This window comes from Phaeobacter piscinae, from assembly GCF_002407245.1.
GTDB classification, from domain to species: domain Bacteria; phylum Pseudomonadota; class Alphaproteobacteria; order Rhodobacterales; family Rhodobacteraceae; genus Phaeobacter; species Phaeobacter piscinae.
This window is the reverse complement of the sequence record NZ_CP010681.1, coordinates 2,398,904-2,417,849: the sequence shown is the minus strand read 5'-3', so window position 1 is coordinate 2,417,849 and position 18,946 is coordinate 2,398,904. Positions and strand designations below refer to the sequence as shown.

Annotated in this window: 20 protein-coding genes; 11 read left to right on the top strand and 9 right to left on the bottom strand. The window is 59.4% G+C overall.

Annotated features, from left to right (window positions below; translation table 11 throughout):
• The first annotated feature begins 7 nt into the window (after window positions 1-7).
• From atpD to phaeop14_RS11365, 3 genes are all read left to right on the top strand, one after another.
• Window positions 8-1,432, top strand: coding sequence for a F0F1 ATP synthase subunit beta (gene atpD, locus phaeop14_RS11375; protein ID WP_040173897.1), 1,425 nt, complete (start codon window positions 8-10; stop codon window positions 1,430-1,432).
• 11 nt (window positions 1,433-1,443) lie between these two features.
• Window positions 1,444-1,857, top strand: a complete 414-nt coding sequence (locus tag phaeop14_RS11370; protein WP_024096363.1) for a F0F1 ATP synthase subunit epsilon — start codon at window positions 1,444-1,446, stop codon at window positions 1,855-1,857.
• Between the two features lie 131 nt (window positions 1,858-1,988).
• Window positions 1,989-2,339: an H-type lectin domain-containing protein gene (locus phaeop14_RS11365; protein WP_096789588.1), complete on the top strand. Its 351-nt coding sequence runs from the start codon at window positions 1,989-1,991 to the stop codon at window positions 2,337-2,339.
• A gap of 6 nt (window positions 2,340-2,345) precedes the next feature.
• Here phaeop14_RS11365 and phaeop14_RS11360 read toward each other — a convergent pair whose 3' ends face one another.
• Both phaeop14_RS11360 and phaeop14_RS11355 read right to left on the bottom strand, forming a co-directional pair.
• The gene (locus phaeop14_RS11360) at window positions 2,346-2,723 is read right to left on the bottom strand and encodes a GFA family protein (protein WP_096789587.1); all 378 of its coding nucleotides are present in this window, start codon (window positions 2,721-2,723) and stop codon (window positions 2,346-2,348) included.
• 138 nt (window positions 2,724-2,861) lie between these two features.
• Window positions 2,862-3,881 (bottom strand): ribose-phosphate pyrophosphokinase, encoded by a 1,020-nt coding sequence (locus phaeop14_RS11355; protein ID WP_040173904.1) that lies wholly within the window; start codon window positions 3,879-3,881, stop codon window positions 2,862-2,864.
• A 215-nt stretch (window positions 3,882-4,096) separates the two neighbouring features.
• On the opposite strand from phaeop14_RS11355, the gene phaeop14_RS11350 reads away from it, so the two are divergent.
• A complete protein-coding gene (locus phaeop14_RS11350) occupies window positions 4,097-4,960 on the top strand; it encodes an alpha/beta fold hydrolase (protein ID WP_096790295.1) in 864 nt (287 codons plus the stop codon).
• Window positions 4,961-5,064: 104 nt separating this feature from the next.
• Here the strand turns inward: phaeop14_RS11350 and phaeop14_RS11345 are convergent, their stop codons facing one another.
• Complete coding sequence (locus tag phaeop14_RS11345; protein ID WP_096789586.1) at window positions 5,065-5,499, bottom strand: hypothetical protein; 435 nt, start codon at window positions 5,497-5,499, stop codon at window positions 5,065-5,067.
• Window positions 5,500-5,590: 91 nt separating this feature from the next.
• Here phaeop14_RS11345 and phaeop14_RS11340 point away from each other — a divergent pair, with 91 nt between their 5' ends.
• On the top strand, window positions 5,591-6,466 hold the full coding sequence (locus phaeop14_RS11340; RefSeq protein ID WP_096789585.1) for a LysR family transcriptional regulator: 876 nt from the start codon (window positions 5,591-5,593) through the stop codon (window positions 6,464-6,466).
• 36 nt (window positions 6,467-6,502) lie between these two features.
• Here phaeop14_RS11340 and phaeop14_RS11335 read toward each other — a convergent pair whose 3' ends face one another.
• From phaeop14_RS11335 to phaeop14_RS11315, 5 genes are all read right to left on the bottom strand, one after another.
• Window positions 6,503-7,537: a threonine aldolase family protein gene (locus phaeop14_RS11335; protein WP_096789584.1), complete on the bottom strand. Its 1,035-nt coding sequence runs from the start codon at window positions 7,535-7,537 to the stop codon at window positions 6,503-6,505.
• On the bottom strand, window positions 7,538-8,008 hold the full coding sequence (locus tag phaeop14_RS11330) for a YcgN family cysteine cluster protein (protein WP_040173908.1): 471 nt from the start codon (window positions 8,006-8,008) through the stop codon (window positions 7,538-7,540).
• Window positions 8,005-8,937 (bottom strand): bifunctional riboflavin kinase/FAD synthetase, encoded by a 933-nt coding sequence (locus phaeop14_RS11325; protein ID WP_096789583.1) that lies wholly within the window; start codon window positions 8,935-8,937, stop codon window positions 8,005-8,007. Before phaeop14_RS11325 ends, phaeop14_RS11330 begins: the two co-directional genes overlap by 4 nt.
• Before the next feature lie 81 nt (window positions 8,938-9,018).
• Window positions 9,019-9,462 (bottom strand): MaoC family dehydratase, encoded by a 444-nt coding sequence (locus tag phaeop14_RS11320; RefSeq protein WP_024096372.1) that lies wholly within the window; start codon window positions 9,460-9,462, stop codon window positions 9,019-9,021.
• A 144-nt stretch (window positions 9,463-9,606) separates the two neighbouring features.
• Complete coding sequence (locus phaeop14_RS11315; protein ID WP_040180249.1) at window positions 9,607-10,482, bottom strand: TIGR01459 family HAD-type hydrolase; 876 nt, start codon at window positions 10,480-10,482, stop codon at window positions 9,607-9,609.
• A 139-nt stretch (window positions 10,483-10,621) separates the two neighbouring features.
• On the opposite strand from phaeop14_RS11315, the gene phaeop14_RS11310 reads away from it, so the two are divergent.
• Window positions 10,622-12,592, top strand: a complete 1,971-nt coding sequence (locus phaeop14_RS11310; RefSeq protein ID WP_096789582.1) for a methyl-accepting chemotaxis protein — start codon at window positions 10,622-10,624, stop codon at window positions 12,590-12,592.
• Between the two features lie 527 nt (window positions 12,593-13,119).
• Here the strand turns inward: phaeop14_RS11310 and phaeop14_RS11305 are convergent.
• Entirely contained in the window at window positions 13,120-14,040 is a 921-nt protein-coding gene (locus tag phaeop14_RS11305; RefSeq protein ID WP_096789581.1) for a manganese-dependent inorganic pyrophosphatase, read from the bottom strand.
• A gap of 200 nt (window positions 14,041-14,240) precedes the next feature.
• Here phaeop14_RS11305 and phaeop14_RS11300 point away from each other — a divergent pair, with 200 nt between their 5' ends.
• The 5 genes from phaeop14_RS11300 (at window position 14,241) to phaeop14_RS11280 (ending at window position 18,848) form a co-directional block, all read left to right on the top strand.
• The gene (locus phaeop14_RS11300) at window positions 14,241-14,951 is read left to right on the top strand and encodes a DUF2161 domain-containing phosphodiesterase (protein ID WP_040173915.1); all 711 of its coding nucleotides are present in this window, start codon (window positions 14,241-14,243) and stop codon (window positions 14,949-14,951) included.
• Between the two features lie 168 nt (window positions 14,952-15,119).
• The gene (locus phaeop14_RS11295) at window positions 15,120-15,407 is read left to right on the top strand and encodes a co-chaperone GroES (protein ID WP_024096377.1); all 288 of its coding nucleotides are present in this window, start codon (window positions 15,120-15,122) and stop codon (window positions 15,405-15,407) included.
• A 74-nt stretch (window positions 15,408-15,481) separates the two neighbouring features.
• The gene (gene groL / locus phaeop14_RS11290) at window positions 15,482-17,134 is read left to right on the top strand and encodes a chaperonin GroEL (RefSeq protein WP_040173917.1); all 1,653 of its coding nucleotides are present in this window, start codon (window positions 15,482-15,484) and stop codon (window positions 17,132-17,134) included.
• 201 nt (window positions 17,135-17,335) lie between these two features.
• Window positions 17,336-17,917 (top strand): GNAT family N-acetyltransferase, encoded by a 582-nt coding sequence (locus tag phaeop14_RS11285; protein WP_244905833.1) that lies wholly within the window; start codon window positions 17,336-17,338, stop codon window positions 17,915-17,917.
• Between the two features lie 49 nt (window positions 17,918-17,966).
• The gene (locus phaeop14_RS11280; RefSeq protein ID WP_096789579.1) at window positions 17,967-18,848 is read left to right on the top strand and encodes a DMT family transporter; all 882 of its coding nucleotides are present in this window, start codon (window positions 17,967-17,969) and stop codon (window positions 18,846-18,848) included.
• Window positions 18,849-18,946 lie beyond the last annotated feature (98 nt).

Below are 18,946 nucleotides of genomic sequence, written 5' to 3'. Positions count from 1 at the left end.
ACGAAACATGGCAAATGCAAAAGGCAAGGTGACCCAGATCATCGGCGCCGTTGTGGACGTTCAATTCGACGACCACCTGCCGGCGATCTTGAACGCGCTGACCACCGACAACAACGGTAAGACGCTGGTTCTGGAAGTTGCTCAGCACCTGGGCGAAAACACCGTCCGTACCATCGCGATGGATGCGACCGAAGGTCTGGTTCGTGGTCAGGCCGTGGCTGACACCGACGCACCGATCTCGATCCCCGTCGGCAACGCAACCCTGGGCCGCATCCTGAACGTTGTGGGTGAGCCCGTTGACGAGCAGGGCCCTGTTGTGGCTGCGGAAACCCGCGCCATCCACCAGCCCGCCCCTGAGTTCAGCGACCAGTCCACCGAATCCGAAGTGCTGGTGACCGGCATCAAGGTGATCGACCTTCTGGCCCCCTACGCCAAGGGTGGTAAAATTGGTCTGTTCGGCGGCGCCGGCGTTGGCAAAACCGTTCTCATCATGGAACTGATCAACAACATCGCAAAAGTGCACTCGGGCTTCTCCGTGTTCGCGGGTGTTGGTGAACGGACCCGTGAAGGCAACGACCTCTACCACGAGATGATCGAATCCAACGTTATCAAACCCGATAACCTGGAAGAGTCGCAGGTTGCTCTGGTCTATGGCCAGATGAACGAGCCTCCGGGTGCGCGTGCCCGTGTTGCTCTGACCGGTCTGACCCTGGCGGAACAGTTCCGTGACCAGTCCGGCACCGACGTTCTGTTCTTCGTGGACAACATCTTCCGCTTTACTCAGGCGGGTTCCGAGGTGTCCGCTCTGCTCGGCCGTATTCCTTCGGCTGTGGGCTACCAGCCGACGCTGGCGACCGACATGGGTGCGATGCAGGAACGTATTACCTCCACCAAAAACGGCTCGATCACCTCGATCCAGGCTGTGTATGTTCCCGCGGATGACCTTACCGACCCGGCACCGGCAACCACCTTTGCCCACCTGGACGCGACCACCGTTCTTAACCGTTCGATCTCCGAACTGGGCATCTACCCGGCTGTTGACCCGCTCGACTCCACGTCGCGCCTGATGGATCCCTCCATCGTTGGCGAAGAGCATTATGCCGTGGCCTCCGACGTTCAGCAGATCCTTCAGCGCTACAAGTCGCTGCAGGACATTATCGCGATCCTCGGCATGGACGAACTGTCCGAAGAGGACAAGCTGACCGTGACCCGTGCACGTAAGATCCAGCGCTTCCTCTCGCAGCCGTTCGACGTTGCGAAGGTCTTCACCGGCGCAGACGGCAAGCAGGTTCCGCTTGAGGACACCATCAAGTCGTTCAAGGCCGTTGTGGCCGGCGAATACGATCACCTGCCCGAAGGCGCCTTCTACATGGTTGGCGGCATCGATGAAGTGATCGCAAAAGCCGAGAAAATGGCTGCTGACGCGGCCTAAGGAGGGCCCTGATGGCTGATACGATGCAATTCGACCTCGTGAGCCCGGAGCGCCGCCTGGCGTCGCTCCCGGTGACCGCGGTAATGATCCCCGGCGCGGAAGGCGACATGACGGCTATGGCCAATCATGCGCCGACCATCACCACGCTGCGTCCGGGTGTCCTGCGGGTCGAAAGCCCGCAAGGCACATCGGAATATCTGGTCACCGGTGGCTTTGCTGAAATCGGCGCTGACGGTCTGTCTGTCCTTGCTGAGAAGGCAATCCCCATGGACCAGCTGACGCGCGCGCAACTGGACGAGCTGATTGAAGAGGCCCGCACGACCTACAAGGCCGTGCAGGACACCGATCAACCGCATGGCCTCGTTGAAGATGCGGCGAAGCTGCTCGCCGATATGGAAGCCCTGGGCACCCATATGAGCCTCTGATCCGTCAGAGCCATGGCACAAGAATTTAAACCGGCCCCTTGCGGGCCGGTTTTGTTTTTTGGCACTCTTGCCGCATAGATCAGACGCAGAGAAATACGGGCCGGGCGCAGCTCCGGGGGCAGGCACGCAGTATGAAACGGGTACACAGCCCCAGACTTGGGGTGGATCAGGGCGACATCGAGATTTTCTCGGAGTTTGAGAATGGCGGCACCATGTGGACCGGGGCGGGCCTCCGGGAGCGGCGGCGCAGCGTGCGGTTTTCTGAGCCCTTTGCCGAGCTGCCTGCGGTGCATCTTTCCAGTTCGCTGATGGACATTGATTCCGGCGCGGCGATCCGGGCTGAGCTGGTTGCCGATAGCATCACCACAGAGGGGTTTGATGTGGTCTTCCGCACCTGGAACGACAGCCGTATCGCGCGTATTCGCGCCGCTTGGCTAGCGATTGGCAGCTTGCCCTTTGCAGATGACTGGGACGTGCCTTAGGCGGCTCTAGTCGCCGTCTCTGTCCCTGTCGTGGCAGGCTGTGCCCGTGAACTGCGGCAACCAGTCCTCGCGGCGGCGGCACCAGACCTCATAGTCAGGCGTCAGGCCGTTTGTGTTGTCCAGGCTGCCCAGATGACACTCGATTTCATCCCCGGTTTGGGCAAAGACGGACGACCCGCAGGTACCGCAGAAATGGCGCCCCTTATAGTGGTGTGGCCTGCCTTCAACGTGGACCGCCTGCGCGGGAAAAATCGCGGCTGCGTAAAACAGTGCCCCGTGATGTCTACGGCAGTTCCGGCAGTGGCAGATCCCAACCCTGAGCGGCGGACCGGATGTGGTGATTCTGACGGCCCCGCACAGGCACCCCCCCTGATAGTGTTCCATGCCGCTCCCTTCCGCATTGCGATGTGTCGCAGTATAGCAATTCTAGGAGGGTGGAGACAGGGAGGGGAGCGCCACGAAAAACCCCACGCGCCGGGTGCCGGGCGTGGGGTCCAATTTCTCAGAGTTTGCGCGCGCGGCTTAGCCGTTGCGCGACAGCGATTCGTAGATCGGGACCAGTGTCTTATCCTCAAACAGAGAGGACACCGAGGTGCCGTGCCAAATGTTGAGGATCGCCTGAGTGAACAGGGGCGCCGTCGGCAGGATGCGGATATTTGGCGCGCCGAGAACCGCTTCGGTCGGCTGAATAGTATCGGTCAGCACCAGCGATTTCATCACCGAGTTGCTGACGCGCTCCACTGCGGGGCCACTCATGACGCCGTGGGTGATATAGGCGTGAACTTCCTTGGCGCCATTGTCGAGCAGGACCTGAGCGGCCTTGCAGAGGGTGCCGGCGGTGTCGCACATGTCGTCGATGATGAGACAGATCTTATCGGTCACATCGCCAATCACAGTCATCTCGGCCACTTCGCCTGCCTTTTCGCGGCGTTTGTCCACGATCGAGAGCGGTGCATTGATCCGCTTGGCCAGCTCGCGCGCGCGGGCCACGCCGCCGACGTCGGGCGAGACCACCATAATCTCGTCCATGCTGTCCTTGAACTGGTTTTTCACATCCAGCGCAAAGATCGGCGAGGCATAGAGATTGTCGACCGGGATATCAAAGAAACCCTGAATTTGAGCGGCATGCAGATCCATGGTCAGCACCCGTTCGATGCCCGCTCCGGTCAGCATATTGGCAACCAGCTTGGCTGAAATCGGGGTGCGCGCCTTGGTGCGGCGATCCTGACGGGCGTAGCCGAAATACGGGATCACTGCGGTGATACGCTGGGCCGAAGACCGGCGCAGTGCATCAGCGATGATCAACAGCTCCATCAGGTTATCATTGGCCGGGTTTGAGGTCGGCTGAATGATGAACATGTCCTCGCCGCGGACGTTCTCATAGACTTCGACGAAGATCTCGCCGTCATTGAACCGCTCGACCCGGGCATCAACGAGGCCCTGATCGACACCGCGGTGCATCGACATGCGGCGGGTAATGGTTTCGGCAAGCGGAAGATTGGCGTTCCCAGCAATTAGCTTGGGTTCGTTCAAGGTCGGCATTGGCTGTTATCCCCAGGCAGCAATGGCAGTGTGACAGATTCGTGATGTTGAACCCCGCTTAGCATGGGCGTACCCTCGCGCCTAGATTTAATGCGGGAGAACAGGCCCGTGGTGGCGAACGTCAGAGCAGGGGAAACCTGCTGGGGTTGCAGGGAGGAACGGCAGATAATGACGATGGTTGTGAGAGGCCTAACCGTTACAACAGCGTGGCAATGATGGGGGCGATGTCTACCGGGCTTGCGCAGCATGTCGCCAGCCGTGTTTTTGGATGTGGCCCCAGAACGGTGGTGGCCGTTCATTGTTCGCTTGCGCATTCGGGTGCCTGGCGCGGATTGGCGACCATTCTGGAAGAACAGGTGATGGTCTCCAGTTTTGACATGTTGTCCCACGGCCGAAGCCCGGACTGGGACGGCGAGGGATTGCTGCAACTGCGCAACGCCGAGGCTGGGCTGGCTCTGATTGAGGCTGAAAACCTCGCCAAAGACGGTCCGATTGATCTGATCGGCCATTCTTTTGGTGCCACGGTCGTTCTGGCAATGGCCCAGATGCGCCCGGATCTGGTGCGCTCGCTGGTGATGGTTGAGCCGGTTTTCTTCTCGCTGGTGAGCGCAGCGGAGACCACCGACCCCGAGGCGCTGGAGGCGCTGCGCAGGGATCACATGACGGTGCGCGAAACATATCTGAACGGCGACGTTGAACATGCGACACGGCTGTTCAACCGGGCGTGGGGGGCGGGCCATCCAAAATGGAACGATCTGCCCGAAAGCGCCCGGGACGCTATGGTGCGCAGTTTTCCAGCCGTGATGGCCTGCGATACACAAGTCTATGAGGATATGCTGGGGGTGCTGACACCGGAGAAGCTGGCGCGCGTGACGATGCCCTGTCTGCTGATTGATGGCGGTAAGAGCCAGCCCATTATGCATGAGGTCATTCGTGCGCTGGCTGCACGGCTGCCGGATGTGACCTGCCGCCGAATTGACAGCGCCGGACATATGCTGCCGATCACCCATCCTGCTGAAACCGCCGCGCTGCTGCAGGGGTTCTGGCCGGAGGTCATACCGGCACCCGCTGAGGTCTAAGCTATCCATCATGTCCTTTGCCGGGGCTGTCTGACCAGAGAAAGCCGAGGCGGCACTGCGCCTCGGCTTTGCGTTTCTGAGGGTCCTGTGGCGAGAGGGTGGGGTCAGATGTCGTTCACCGTGGTGACGGTTTCGCGAAAATAGTCAATTTTGCCATCTGCCTGATGCGACAGGATGAAGGTGACGCTTTCCACCATGCGGCCACGCACAGCATAGTGATAGCGTTGATGAAAGCGGGTGTTGTACCAGCCATCGCCCAGATCCTGTGAGCTTAGCCCGACAATTTTGGTGCCCTGGGGAAACACCTCCGGCCCAAGCCGGGACAGGATCACGCCGAAGCCTTCAATATCCGTGGCCTGTTGCCAGCTGACGTCGACACCGTCGCTGTCGCGGTAGTGGTCAATGCGGAAATCAATGTCCGGCGCGATAAAGCCCATCAGAGCTGGATCGCCTGCTTCAAACAGCCGGAGCAATTGCTCGATGGCAGGTTGCGATGTGGTGTCGGTACCGGCGGCGGTGGCCAGATTGGTTGCGGACATGGTGTTCTCCTGTTGGGTGTGAAGTCAGGATCGCAAATAAGTCGAGTATAGGGAATTGCTCTGCGATCTATCCTTGGTATAGTTTTGAACTATGGATGATCTCACACCGCTTCGGTACTTTCGCGCCGCCTATGAATTGGGAACCTTTAGCGCTGCAGCTCGCGCCTGCGATGTACGCCAGCCATCGGTCTCTGCCGCGATTGCCCGGCTTGAAGATCGCTATGACGGGCCACTGTTTCACCGCAGCAGGGATGGGCTGACGCCAACCGCGCTCGGCCATGAGCTGTACAGCCAGGCCGGGGGTGTTCTGGCACAGGTGAGCCAGCTTGAAGCGCGGCTGAAAGGCCATGTGGCGCGTATGGTACGTGTGTACTGCGCGCCTGATGTGATGATGGCGCCGTTTGAGACCGGGTTGGCCCGGATCCGCCGTGCGGTGCCGCGGGCGCAGTTGCAATTCACCGATGATGCGCTGCAGGCCGATCTGCAGTTTGTCGCCGAAAGCTGCCTGCCGCGTGGCTGCGGGTATCACCCGCTCTGGCAGGAGCGTTACGGCCTTGCGCTTCACTGCGCGCATCCGCTGTTGGCGAAGGCAAAGCTGACCCTCGCCGATATGGCCGGGGAGGCGCTGATTGCGCGCCCTTATTGTCCCAGCGCCGATCGCTTTCAGACTTCGCTGGCGCAGGGGGAGGCGGCATTGGCGGGGCTGCGGGTGGCGGCCAGCGCGATCCATGATGCCCAGCTGATGGATCTGGTGGCCGCCGGATTGGGGGTGGCGCTAATGCCGATGTCCCATGGTGAGGCCCATCGTGGCATTATGTTGCGTGACATTTCGGACATCGACCCGGTGTCGCGGGTGGTGGGTGTCGGTTACCGCAAGACCGGGTTTGCGGGCGACATGGCCCGGCATTTTCTCAACCGTGAGAGCGTCGTGGGCGCGATGTCTTTGGCCTCGGTCGCAGCAGTCTGAAGGCAGCCGTTGGAACCGCCGCCCTCAGGATATGATCTACAGCAGCGCCAGAAACGCGTCGATCTGATCGTCGCCGATCGACCAGTCACAGACAAAGCGCGCTGTGAGCTCTTCCTTTGCGGCGCCGTCCAGGGTTCCGTCCCAGAGATGATAGACAGCGCCCGCATCGAACAGCCGCTGATGGGTCGCGCGGGGCAGCGTGGCAAAGATCATATTGGCCTGCGGTTCATGACTGAAATGGGCCCCGGCATTGCGCAACCCTGTCGCCAGACGCGCGGCTTTTGCATTGGCGGCACGGGCGTTTCTCAGCCACAGATCGTCGGTCAGATAGGCCAGCATCTGCGCCGACAGATAGCGGTGTTTGGAGAACAGATGCGCGCCGCGTTTGCGGCGATATTCGAACTCCTGGGCCTTTGCCGGATCGAAGAAGATCACCGCCTCGACGCCCATGCAGCCGTTCTTGGTGCCGCCAAAAGAGACCGCATCGACGCCTGCTTTCCATGTCATCTCCGCCGGGGAGCAGCCGAGAGAGACCAGCGCGTTGGTAAAACGCGCCCCGTCCAGATGCATTGCTAGGCCATAGGATGTGACCACATCGCCAAGGGCCGCCAGCTCATCCACTGTGTAGACCGTGCCGAATTCCGTCACCTGGGTGATCGAGACCGGTCCGCGTTGCGGCCCGTGTACGCCACGGGTTTCCTCGCCCTCAATCGCAGCGCGCAGATTGGCGGGAGTCATCTTGTCGGCTGCTGTGACCAGCGTCAGCTTGGCGCCGCCGGTGTAGAACTCCGGCGCGTTGCATTCGTCCATATTGATATGGGCGGGGGCGCTGCAAAACAGCGTCTGCCAAGGCTGCGACAGAGTTGACAGCGCCAGCACATTGGCCGCCGTGCCGGTTGCCACCAGATAGACGGCAGCCTCCGGTGCTTCAAAGATCTCGCGAATGCGGGCCGTGACCTTGGCCATCTCCTCATCAGCGCCATAGCCCATGGCGTAGCCGGTGTTCGCGGCATTCAGCGCTGCAAGGATTTCGGGATTGGCCGGGCCAGAATTGTCAGAGGCGAAATGCATTTAGAGCGGCTCCTCGATAATATGCTCTTCCCAGTCTTCTTCAGGGGTGTCGAATTCGGAAACGGTCCAGCCGCGCACCGAGACACCCGCCTCATGCACGCTGGCCGGATCGCCGGTGATCAACGGATGCCAGTCGGGCAGGGGGTTGCCCTCCCACAGCAGGCGATAGGCGCAGGTCTGCGGCATCCAATAGGCGTGCGTGTCCAGATTGTCCGGTTTCAGCACGATACATTCTGGAACAAACTGGTGGCGGTTCTCATAGTGGGCACAGCGGCAGGTGGCATCATCCAGCAGGCGGCAGGCAACACGGGTCAGCGCAACCTCGCCGCTGTCCTCGTCCTCCAGCTTGTTGAGGCAGCACTTGCCACAGCCGTCACAAAGCGCCTCCCACTCACGGTTGTTCAGCTTCGCCAGTGGTTTCTTTTCCCAGAACCGTTTGGCCAGTCCGTTGCGATCAATACCGTCGCTCATAGGGCCGCCAAAAGGCTGCGCGCCTGTGTACAATCCGCGTCCATCTGTGCCAGCAACCCGTCGAGCCCGTCAAAGGTCATTTCCGGGCGCAGGTATTCTACCAGACCGACAGACAGCGTCGCACCATAGAGGTTGCCGGTGAAATCAAACAGGAAGGTTTCGATGTTGGGATGGCTGCCGTCAAACATCGGGCGCACACCAACAGAGGCCGCCCCGTGATAACTGCCCTGATGCGGCCCATCCAGCACGTCAACCAGCACCGCATAGACGCCAAAGGCAGGCTGATGCAGCCCGTCGATGGACATATTCGCGGTGGGATAGCCCAATTCGCGGCCGCGCTGTTCGCCGCCGATCACTTCGCCCTCAATCCGGTGCCAATGGCCCAGCATGTTGGCGGCATCCCGCGGGCGTCCGTCACTCAATGCGCAGCGAATGGCGGTGGAGGACACTGTGTCCTCGGAGTATTCCATCAGCGGGGCGATAGTCACGCCAAACCCCATATCCTCACCAAAGCGTTTGAGATCCTCGGCGGTGCCCGCACGCCCCTTGCCGAAACAGAAGTCGGAGCCGACAACCACATGCCGCAGCCCCAACCCGTCAGCGATGACCTTGCGTGCAAAAGCTTCGGGCGTGAGGCCAGACAGCGCCGCGTTGAAGTTCAGCTGATAGAGGCGCTCGACTCCCAGTTTTTCCAGCCGCGACGCGCGCGCCTCGGCTGACATCAGCCGGAACGGTGGGGCCTCCGGGGCAAAGAACTCACGTGGGTGCGGCTCAAATGTCATCACCCCCAGCGGCGCTTGCGGCTCTGCCTCGCGGGCCAGGTCGATGACCGATTGATGGCCGCGATGAACACCATCGAAATTGCCGATGGCGGCGACGGCTCCACGATCCTTTGGATCTACGAATTGAAAGTCACGGATAATGCGCATGGCCACTGCCTAGCCGCGCCGACGCGCGCTTGCAAGAGCCATGCCGCGGGTTGGTGCCGGTTGCTGCGGGGCCGCCTTGGCTCAGTCAAACTTGCGGGACGGCGCCATCACCATGGCCTCACCGACCAACACCTTCTTGCCATCGACCATGCAGCGGCAATCCAGCTTGACCCGCCGCTTGTCGATTTCGATGCCAGTGACTTCGACCTCCGCCAGAACCAGATCGCCGGGGCGCACGGGGGCGAGGAACTTCAGCGACTGGCTCATGTAGATCGTGCCATGGCCGGGCAGCTGCTCGCCGATCACCGCAGAGATCAGCCCGGCTGTCAGCATCCCATGGGCAATGCGCCCCTGAAACATGGTGTCCTGGGCGTAATCCTCGTCCAGGTGCACGGGATTATGATCGGTCGAGACTTCGGCGAACATCTCGATGTCCTTATCTGTCACCTCTTTGCGCAGATAGCGGACCATCCCCATTTCGATATCTTCAATGCAGATGGTCCCGCGTGGAAAATTGTCCAACATGTGCCTCTCCCGGTTGCCGTAGATTTGCAGTCGATTGTTTTTTTGGCGGTCCGCCTGGTGTGCATCGGAAACAATCGAGCAAATATTAACTCGTTACGGCAACTTTATTACTTCGCAACCGCAGAAAAGCAAGTGTTTTCTGGCTTAGCGCAATTTGCCTATGGAATAGGTCGGCGCGGAATTTTCCTTTTCCAAATATTGGGTTAGCGCGGTTTCATCCGGTTGGTGATCGGTTTGGGTCTCTTTTGCGGCAAGTCCACCTGTGATGAACAGTGAGTCCAGGCCCTCCCCCATGGCGCCGGCGACATCAGTATGCGGCCCATCGCCGATCGCCAGAATGTCGCGGTCGGCGATGTCCTGACCCAGTTCCGCCAGACGCCGCCGCGCCAGATCATAGATCGGCGGATGGGGTTTGCCGAAATAGAGGCTCTCACCGCCCATTTCGGTGTAAAGGCGGGCCAGCGCACCGGCGCACCACTCGCGGGTTTCGCCGCGATCGACCACGATGTCGGGGTTCGCGCAGAGCAGCTTCAACCCCATCTGCTTGGCATAGAGAAAGTCGGGACGGTTCACGTCAGGGTCCGCCTGGGTGTCAAAGGGACCGCAGCAGACGATGCCTTCAGCCTCTTTGAGCGGCACCCGGACAACGTCAATCGGATCGTCCAGCATTTTCAAGGGTTCAAAGAACCCGGCGTCGCGCTCCCATTCGCCCATGAAATAGACTTTGCTTCCGACCGCACCATTGAACATCGCGGCCCGAGCAGAGTCACCCGAGGTGGCAATGGTGTCATAGGCATCACCCGGCACACCAAAGTCGCCCAGCTGGGCCGCAACCCCGGCGCGGGGTTTGGGGGAGTTGGTCAGCAGCACAACAATGCCGCCGTCTTTACGATAGGCCTGCAGCGCTGCGACTGCTTCTGAATAAGCGGTGATTCCGTTATGAACACAGCCCCACAGATCGACGAACAGGGCTTTGTACTGCTTTGAGACCTCTGCGAGCGAGGAAATGATCTGGGTCATGAGCTGATCTTTCGCATGGGATTCCGGTAGCTCAAGCTATGGCAGAGCCGATGGTATTTGACCAGATCGGCCCTATTTCCAGTTTTTTAACAACCGACGCGTAGAACGAGAGTGAGTTTCAACCTTGAGGTGTGCTGTAATGTTACGAACTATTTCCACGAAGACCCGATTTATGATTTCGGGGGCGGTATCGGTTTTTACGATCTTGGTGCTTGCTCTGATATCTGTCTACAGCCTCTGGCAAAGCGAGCTGGAGTTGGAACGTCAGATTGATGTCACCAAAACAGTTCGGCATGAGTTGAAAGCTGACCTTCTTCATGAGGAAATACGTGCGGAAGTGATCTTCCTGGTGTTCGCAGGTGACCACGCAACCATAGAAGAGAAGAATAAACTGAGCCGCCGGGTTGTTGAGGCCAGTGAAGAGATGCGTGAAAATCTCGAGTTGTTGAAGGGGGACTCTCTGCCACCGCAGGCGCTAGCCCAAGTTGAGAGCATGGTGCCTGAGGTCGAGGCTTTTATAGAGCGGGGGACCAACATCGCTGAAGTGGCCATTGACGACCCCGTAGCGGCTGAAGCAATGCTTGATGCATTTGAGTTGAGCTATAAGGCGCTTAACAAAAAGCTCCATCCGCTAAGCGATTGGATCGAAGAGGCTGCGATTGAAACCGCGGAATCCGCACGGGCCCATGATATAGTACTCCTTTATATGCTGCTTGGAACCTCTGCGCTGTTGATTGTTGTTACCGTCTACAACGCCCGTAAAATGACCTTGAATATCGTGCGCCCGATTGGCCGTCTGCGCGAAGCCCTGCGGGAAGTGGCCGAAGGGGACTTTGGGCTAAAAGTAGAAGAACGGATGCGTGGGGATGACTTTGGCCAGATTGCCCATGACATCGACCGCGTGTCAGGACGTGTCATTGACGAACTCGACAAACAGAACGCGCTGCGCGACGAAAGCGAAAAGGTGATCGACCGGTTGCGTCGGGGCTTGCAGCGGCTTGCGGCCGGCGATTTCAGCGATCAGATCAATGAGAGCTTTGGGTCCGACTATGATCCGCTCAGGATCAACTATAATGAAACCGTGGACAAGCTGAACGAAGTAATGGCGCAAGTGGTCAACGCCAGTGCAGCGATCCAGACCCAATCCAATGAAATCCGGGGTGGTGCCGAAGATATGTCGGCCCGTACCGAAAGCCAGGCGGCCACGCTGGAAGAAACGGCCGCTGCGCTGGAGGAGATGACGGTCAGTGTCAACAACTCCGCAAATAACGCCAAAGCCGTGGAAGGCGCCGTGGACTCAGCGCGTAAAGACGTCGAGAACAGCGGCCGGGTTGTTGAGGGGGCGATCGAGGCAATGAACGAAATCGAGCGTTCTTCAAGCCAGATTTCCCAAATCATCGGCGTGATTGACGATATCGCATTCCAGACCAATCTTCTGGCGTTGAACGCTGGTGTGGAGGCTGCCCGGGCTGGTGAGGTTGGGCGCGGCTTCGCGGTCGTCGCGTCTGAAGTGCGCGCATTGGCGCAGCGCTCGTCTGATGCGGCCAATGAAATCAAAACACTGATCACCGCCAGCACAAAAACGGTCGAGGAGGGGGTTGAAAAGGTCGATAGCGCTGGCAAAGCCCTGTCTCAGGTCGTGGGAGAAGTGGTCAATATCGCCACCTTGGTCTCCGGGATCTCCACCGAGTCGGGAGAACAGGCGCAAGGGCTGAACGAGATCAACATCGGTGTTGCTCAACTCGACAATGTGACCCAGCAGAACGCCGCAATGGTTGAGGAATCCGGGGCGGCCATTCTGAAGATGAACAACGAAACCCATGGGCTCAATCAGATTGTCAGTCAGTTTGTCCTGCTGTCATCGAGAGGAGCTGAGGGCCGACCCTCTCCCGCTCCTGCGCGCGCGGCGTCAGTGGCTGCTGCGGATCATCCGGATGAGGAACGTTGGGAAGACTATAACGAGGTCTCCGCGCATGGGTCTGCTTCAGGCGATGGCATTGATGAATGGAATAGCCACGGCACGCCATCGCAGAAACCCGCTGCGTCGACAGGCGATACCGGGAACCGTGACGGCTGGGCGGATGATGATGCGGTGGCCAATTTCGCATAACACAGATCAGGCCAAGGCGCGCAGCGGATATTGCGCGCCTTGGTTATGAACTTCAGCGATACAATGCTTCAGATACAGGCGCTTCACATGATGCAGATATCAAGGTGGGCTGGTCAGCCGCTTGATAGTCATGGCAGGTTTTGCGCGTCGCTGTAGGCACGCAAGATGCGGCGGCTGTTGGCATATGGGGCCAAGTCATGCAGCACAAAAGAAGAGTCAGCCCGTTTCTGACCTGATTGCGCAATTGCATATCAGCTTCACGGCGGGCTGGCCCGGTCGCCGGGAGGGGCATGCGAGGTCGAAGACCTCAGGCGCAGGCTGCCAACCCGATGCAGCATGGGAACCCCGGGCACAGGTGTTCGCCGCTGCGAGGAAAACTGGCGGAGCGCTGCTGACAGTGACCTCTCTGCGGGGATCGTTCGGAAACCAAAAAATGCGGGGCTCGGTATAAGCCCCGCATTTCAACAATCATATTGCGGCAGCAATAGGCAGCCGCCTTAACCTTAGCGCATTGAGATCCAGCGACCTCAGATCGCCAAATTGGGGATGATCTGTTTTTTACGGCTCATCACGCCAGGAAGAACGACGGTATCGCCCTCGGCTGTGGCATCAAAGCTCTTGGAGGCCAGGCTGCGGACCAGATCATTGGGGACCAGCAATGTGGCCTCTTCCTTCAGGATGTCCACGACGAACAGCAGAACCTGATCGACACCGTCTTCTTTGGCCACCGATGTCATGGTTTCCATCAAGGACGCCTTGCGATCCAGAACCACGCCGGGAGCGGTGGTTTCCAGAACGGAGACGCGGAACTTGGTGCCGTCGACGGCATATTCCTTTGAATCCATCCGCAGGAGTTCTGCGTCGGAGAAGGCCGACACGTCGGATTTCGCAGCAAACATATCGGCAGCATAAGCGGCGATATCCACGCCCAGATCTTCTGCCAGGCTATAAGCCACGGCCTTGTCTTCCTGGGTTGTGGTGGGGGAGCGGAACTCCAGCGTGTCACTCAGGATACAGGTCAGCATCGCGCCTTTGATCTCACGCGGGGCCTGGGCCAGATCTGCGCCGATCATCTTCCACATGATGGTCGCGGTGCAGGCGACCGGCTCGATGCGGATGTTGATCGGGCCTTTTGTTTCCAGGCCGCCAACCAGCTTGTGGTGATCAATAATCGCTTGAATATCGGCGCCATTGATATTGGCGGGCAATTCGGCGGGATTGTTGGTGTCGACGATCACAACAGGCTGATCATCGGCGACGTCTGCGATGATCTCCGGCTTATCCAGACCCCAGTGCCGCAGCATGAAGGCCGCCTCGGTGTTGGGCTCGCCCAGCAGTTTCGGCGCGGCGTCGACGCCTTTGATCTGGTTCAGGTACCAGGACCAGATGATCGCGGAGCCGGTGGAATCGGTGTCGGGAGATTTATGGCCGAATACGAAGGTGGTCATGACGTGTGTCCTATGCAGGTGCCGGAATTTTGCGCGTCTTATAGGCATGGGGCGGAGACTTGTCACCCCGGACCGGTGACTGATCAAGGCGGCTATGTCGTTTGTGCAGATCTACGCTGACCGGCAGGGATCTAAGGCACCGGGCAGGCGATCGTGGCGAACTGCTTTTCCTTCGGCGCGGTCGCGGCTACCATCGCGCTATGGACCGAGAAGATCAGCTCTATCCGCCTGTTAAGGCCCTGTTCGAAAGCCAGGGCTACACCGTCAAGGGTGAGGTCGGCGCCGCTGACGTTGTAGCCTGTCGCGGTGATGAGCCGCCGGTCATCGTAGAGCTGAAGCTGCGGTTTTCACTCTCCCTGTTTCATCAGGCGATCACACGGCTTGCGCTGAGCGATCTAGTCTATATCGCGGTGCCCAAACCATCGGGACGTCAGGCGCGGCGCATGCTCAAAGACAACTTGTCGATGTGCCGACGTCTGGGATTGGGGCTGATCACGGTGCTGCCGGATGGGCGGGTTGAGGTGCAATGCGATCCAGGGCCTTATGCGCCACGCAAGTCGGCGAAAAAGCAGACGCGTCTGCTGCGCGAGTTCCAACGCCTTCAGGGCGATCCCAACGCAGGCGGCGCAACACGTCACGGCATTGTCACTGCCTATCGTCAGGATGCGCTGCGCTGTGCTGCCCATCTGGCCGAGCACGGGCCAAGCAAAGGGGCGGTCGTAGCCAAAATGGTAAATGTCCCGCAAGCGACGCGGATCATGGCGAGCAATCACTACGGCTGGTTCAGTCGCGTGCAGACAGGTATTTACCAATTGACGGAGGCAGGCCAGGCAGGCCTGGTTCATTGGGCCCACAGCTGGGAGCCAACAAGGCCTGTCGAGGCGACCCAGTCAGAATGGGAACAGGGCTGACGCACGCGCCCGAAAATTGCCACAAAATTTCCTAAGCAACCTGTTGACAGAGGCGCGCACCCTGCCTAGCTATTCCGTCGTTAGCACTCAATCGTGTTGAGTGCTAACACCCTCTGCGGGGAGCAGGGGGAGGGACAACAACCTTTGAGCCTTTAAGGAGCTACAAAGATGGCACTGAAACCGCTTCATGACCGCGTGCTGGTCCGTCGCACCGAGAGCGAAGAAAAAACCGCCGGTGGTCTGATCATTCCTGATTCCGCCAAGGAAAAGCCGAGCGAAGGCGTTGTCGTTGCAACCGGCGAAGGCGCACGTAAGGACAGCGGCGAGTTGATCGCGATGGCTGTGTCTGCTGGCGACAAAATCCTGTTCGGCAAATGGTCCGGCACTGAGGTCAACGTCGACGGCGAAGAGCTGCTGATGATGAAAGAAAGCGACATCATGGGCATCATCGAGTAAGATGCCGGGTTTTCCCGAATTCTTCTCTGATCCCATCCGCTGACAACTACAGAATTTCTCTAGGAGAGTGAACAATGGCTGCTAAGGACGTCAAATTCGACACCGATGCCCGCAACCGTATGCTGAAAGGCGTCAACATTCTGGCTGATGCCGTGAAAGTGACCCTGGGCCCCAAAGGCCGCAATGTGGTTCTGGACAAATCCTTTGGCGCACCGCGCATCACCAAGGATGGCGTGTCCGTGGCAAAGGAAATCGAACTGGAAGACAAGTTCGAAAACATGGGCGCCCAGATGGTGAAGGAAGTTGCTTCCCGCACCAACGACGAAGCCGGTGACGGTACCACCACCGCAACCGTGCTGGCGCAAGCCATCGTCAAAGAAGGCCTGAAGCAGGTTGCTGCTGGCCTGAACCCGATGGACCTGAAGCGCGGCATCGACCTCGCGACCTCCAAGGTTGTCGAAGCGATCAAAGCATCGGCCCGTGACGTAAAAGACAGCGACGAAGTTGCGCAGGTTGGCACCATCTCCGCCAACGGCGAAGCTGAAATCGGCCGTCAGATCGCAGACGCGATGCAGAAAGTCGGCAACGAAGGCGTCATCACCGTCGAAGAAAACAAAGGTCTGGAAACCGAGACCACCGTTGTCGAAGGTATGCAGTTCGACCGTGGTTACCTGTCGCCTTACTTCGTCACCAACCCTGACAAGATGATTGCAGAGCTCGACGACTGCATGATCCTGCTGCACGAGAAGAAACTCTCCTCGCTGCAAGCCATGGTTCCGCTGCTGGAGCAGGTGATTCAGTCGCAGAAGCCGCTGCTGATCATCGCGGAAGACGTCGAAGGCGAAGCGCTGGCAACTCTGGTTGTCAACAAACTGCGCGGCGGCCTGAAAATTGCTGCTGTCAAGGCGCCGGGCTTCGGCGATCGCCGCAAAGCCATGCTGCAGGACATCGCAATTCTGACCGGTGGTCAGGTGATCTCCGAAGATCTGGGCATGAAACTTGAGTCCGTCACCATGGACATGCTGGGCACCGCCAAGAAAATCGAAATCACCAAAGACGAAACCACCATCGTCGATGGTGCTGGCGAGAAGGCCGAGATCGAAGCACGTGTTGCACAGATCCGCACCCAGATCGAAGAAACCACGTCCGACTATGACCGTGAGAAGCTGCAAGAGCGCGTTGCCAAACTGGCAGGCGGTGTTGCCGTGATCCGCGTCGGTGGCATGACCGAAGTGGAAGTGAAAGAGCGTAAAGACCGCGTCGACGATGCCCTGAACGCAACCCGCGCAGCTGTGCAGGAAGGCGTCATCGTTGGTGGTGGTGTTGCTCTGGTTCAGGCCGGTAAGGCACTGGACGGTGTCGAGGGTGCAAACTCTGACCAGAACGCCGGTATCACCATCGTGCGCAAAGCCATCGAAGCGCCGCTGCGCCAGATCGCTGAAAACGCAGGTGTCGACGGTGCCGTGGTTGCAGGCAAGATCCGCGAATCCGCGGACAACAGCTTCGGCTACAACGCTCAGACCGATGAATATGGCGACATGTTCTCCTTCGGCGTGATTGACCCGGCCAAAGTGACCCGCACCGCTCTGGAAGATGCGGCATCGGTTGCTGGCCTTCTGATCACCACCGAAGCCATGGTTGCTGACAAGCCCGCCAAAGAAGGCGCGGCGGCAGGCGGCGGCATGCCCGACATGGGCGGCATGGGCGGCATGGGCGGCATGATGTAATCACAAATCCCGTTGGGATTTGGGATACGACAAAAGGCGATTGGCCGCATAGGCCAATCTGCCAGACGTCCGCCACTTATGATGTTAGGAATTTGGGCTGCCTTCGGGCGGCCCTTTTTCATTTTGGACAGCGAAGGCCCGCCTTGCGGACCTGCCTGCGGCGCGAGTATTTTTAGAAAGGTGACTGCCGGGAGGTTTGCGATGGTTGTGGGGCCGGATTTTTCGACTAGCGTCAACGAAGAACACTATGAAGAAGTGGATAGGTTGCTGAAGTCGGCATTCCCGACTGATGCCGAAGCGCGGCTCGTGCGGCAGTTGCGGGCCGATGGGGACATGATTTTTGAGTCTCGTAAGCCCTGGGATGGAAAGATCGGTGGCTATTTTGCGCTGAGCCGGATGTCTGCGCCTGAAGGATGGGCCTGTCTGGCGCCGATGGCGGTGCGGCCGGAATGGCAGGGTGGCAGGCTGGCGGAGCGCAACCCGAACATGGCTGTGGGCGGACCAAAGGACGGCATGTACCGCGGACCTTGGCGGTTTGGCTCGCGAATGCTGCAGGAGTTGGCAGCCAATTATGAAATTCCACTTGAAAGACTGCCGGCCAATGTGCCCAAGACCATTGTGGTTCTGGGCAAGCCTTCCTTTTATGGCCGGTATGGCTTCAGCTGGCAGCGGGCTCAGAAGCTCAAGAGCCCCTATCCATTGGCATCCACGCTAATCTTGCGCCGGGGCGATGACGTGCCAGAAGCAGAGCTGGTTTACCCACGGGCCTTCTCGGACCTCTGACACAAAAATAACAGTGGTCCCGGGCATCCCGGCAGGGTAGCCCTAGCGCATGCGTCTGATTTTTCTCGTCTCTCTCACCATGGTGGCCTTTGCTGCGAATTCCATTCTGGGCCGGTTGGCCATTGGTGGGGGCTATATGGAAGCAACCAGCTTTGGTCTGCTGCGACTGTTTTCCGGGGCGGTGACGCTGATTGCGCTTTGTATACTTCGCGGGCTGTCGGTGCGGCGCGATCTGCGGCAGACGCTTTGGGGCGCGGCGGCGCTTTCGATCTATATCGTCGGGTTTTCCGTAGCCTACCAGGATCTTGATGCGGGGCTTGGCGCCTTGATCCTGTTTGGTGTTGTGCAGGTGTCGATGTTTCTCTGGGGGAGTTTCAGTGGCAGCCCGGTGTCTTGGGGGCAAATCGGTGGGGCAGGGATTGCGTTGGCCGGGCTTGCGTTTGTGGTCTGGCCCAGCGATGGCGCATCCGCCGCGCCGCTGGGGGCGTCGCTGTTGATGGCTTTGGGCGGGCTTGGTTGGGCGGCGTATAGTCTGCTGGGGCGCGGGGCGCGGGCGCCGCTTGCGGCGACAGCAGTGAATTTCGCTGTGGCAACCCTGATGATGGTGCCGGGGGTCCTGCTGTTTGGTGGCGATATCGTGGTCACGCGAACAGGGGGGCTTCTGGCGGTCCTGTCAGGGGCGGTGACTTCCGGACTTGGCTATGCGCTTTGGTATCATGTGCTCCCCAAATTGTCGCCTGCGGTGGCGGCAACGGTGCAATTGTCCGTGCCGGTGATTGCAATCCTCGCAGGCGCTGCACTGCTGGGAGAGGCGATCACGGTTCCATTGGTGATCGGGTCGGCAGCTATTTTGGGCGGGATCGCCGTTGTTGTCTTGTCTGCTCCCGGTCGCAGGACGGCTGCGCACAGCAAGACAGTGGCGGAGCGCTGACACGTTGCGTCACAGCAGACCCATTTGCGGTCCACCCTTCCTGTTGTAGGGCTTTGGCCCTATGTGCAGTGTTGCATGATCCCAGTGAGGTCGCGAAA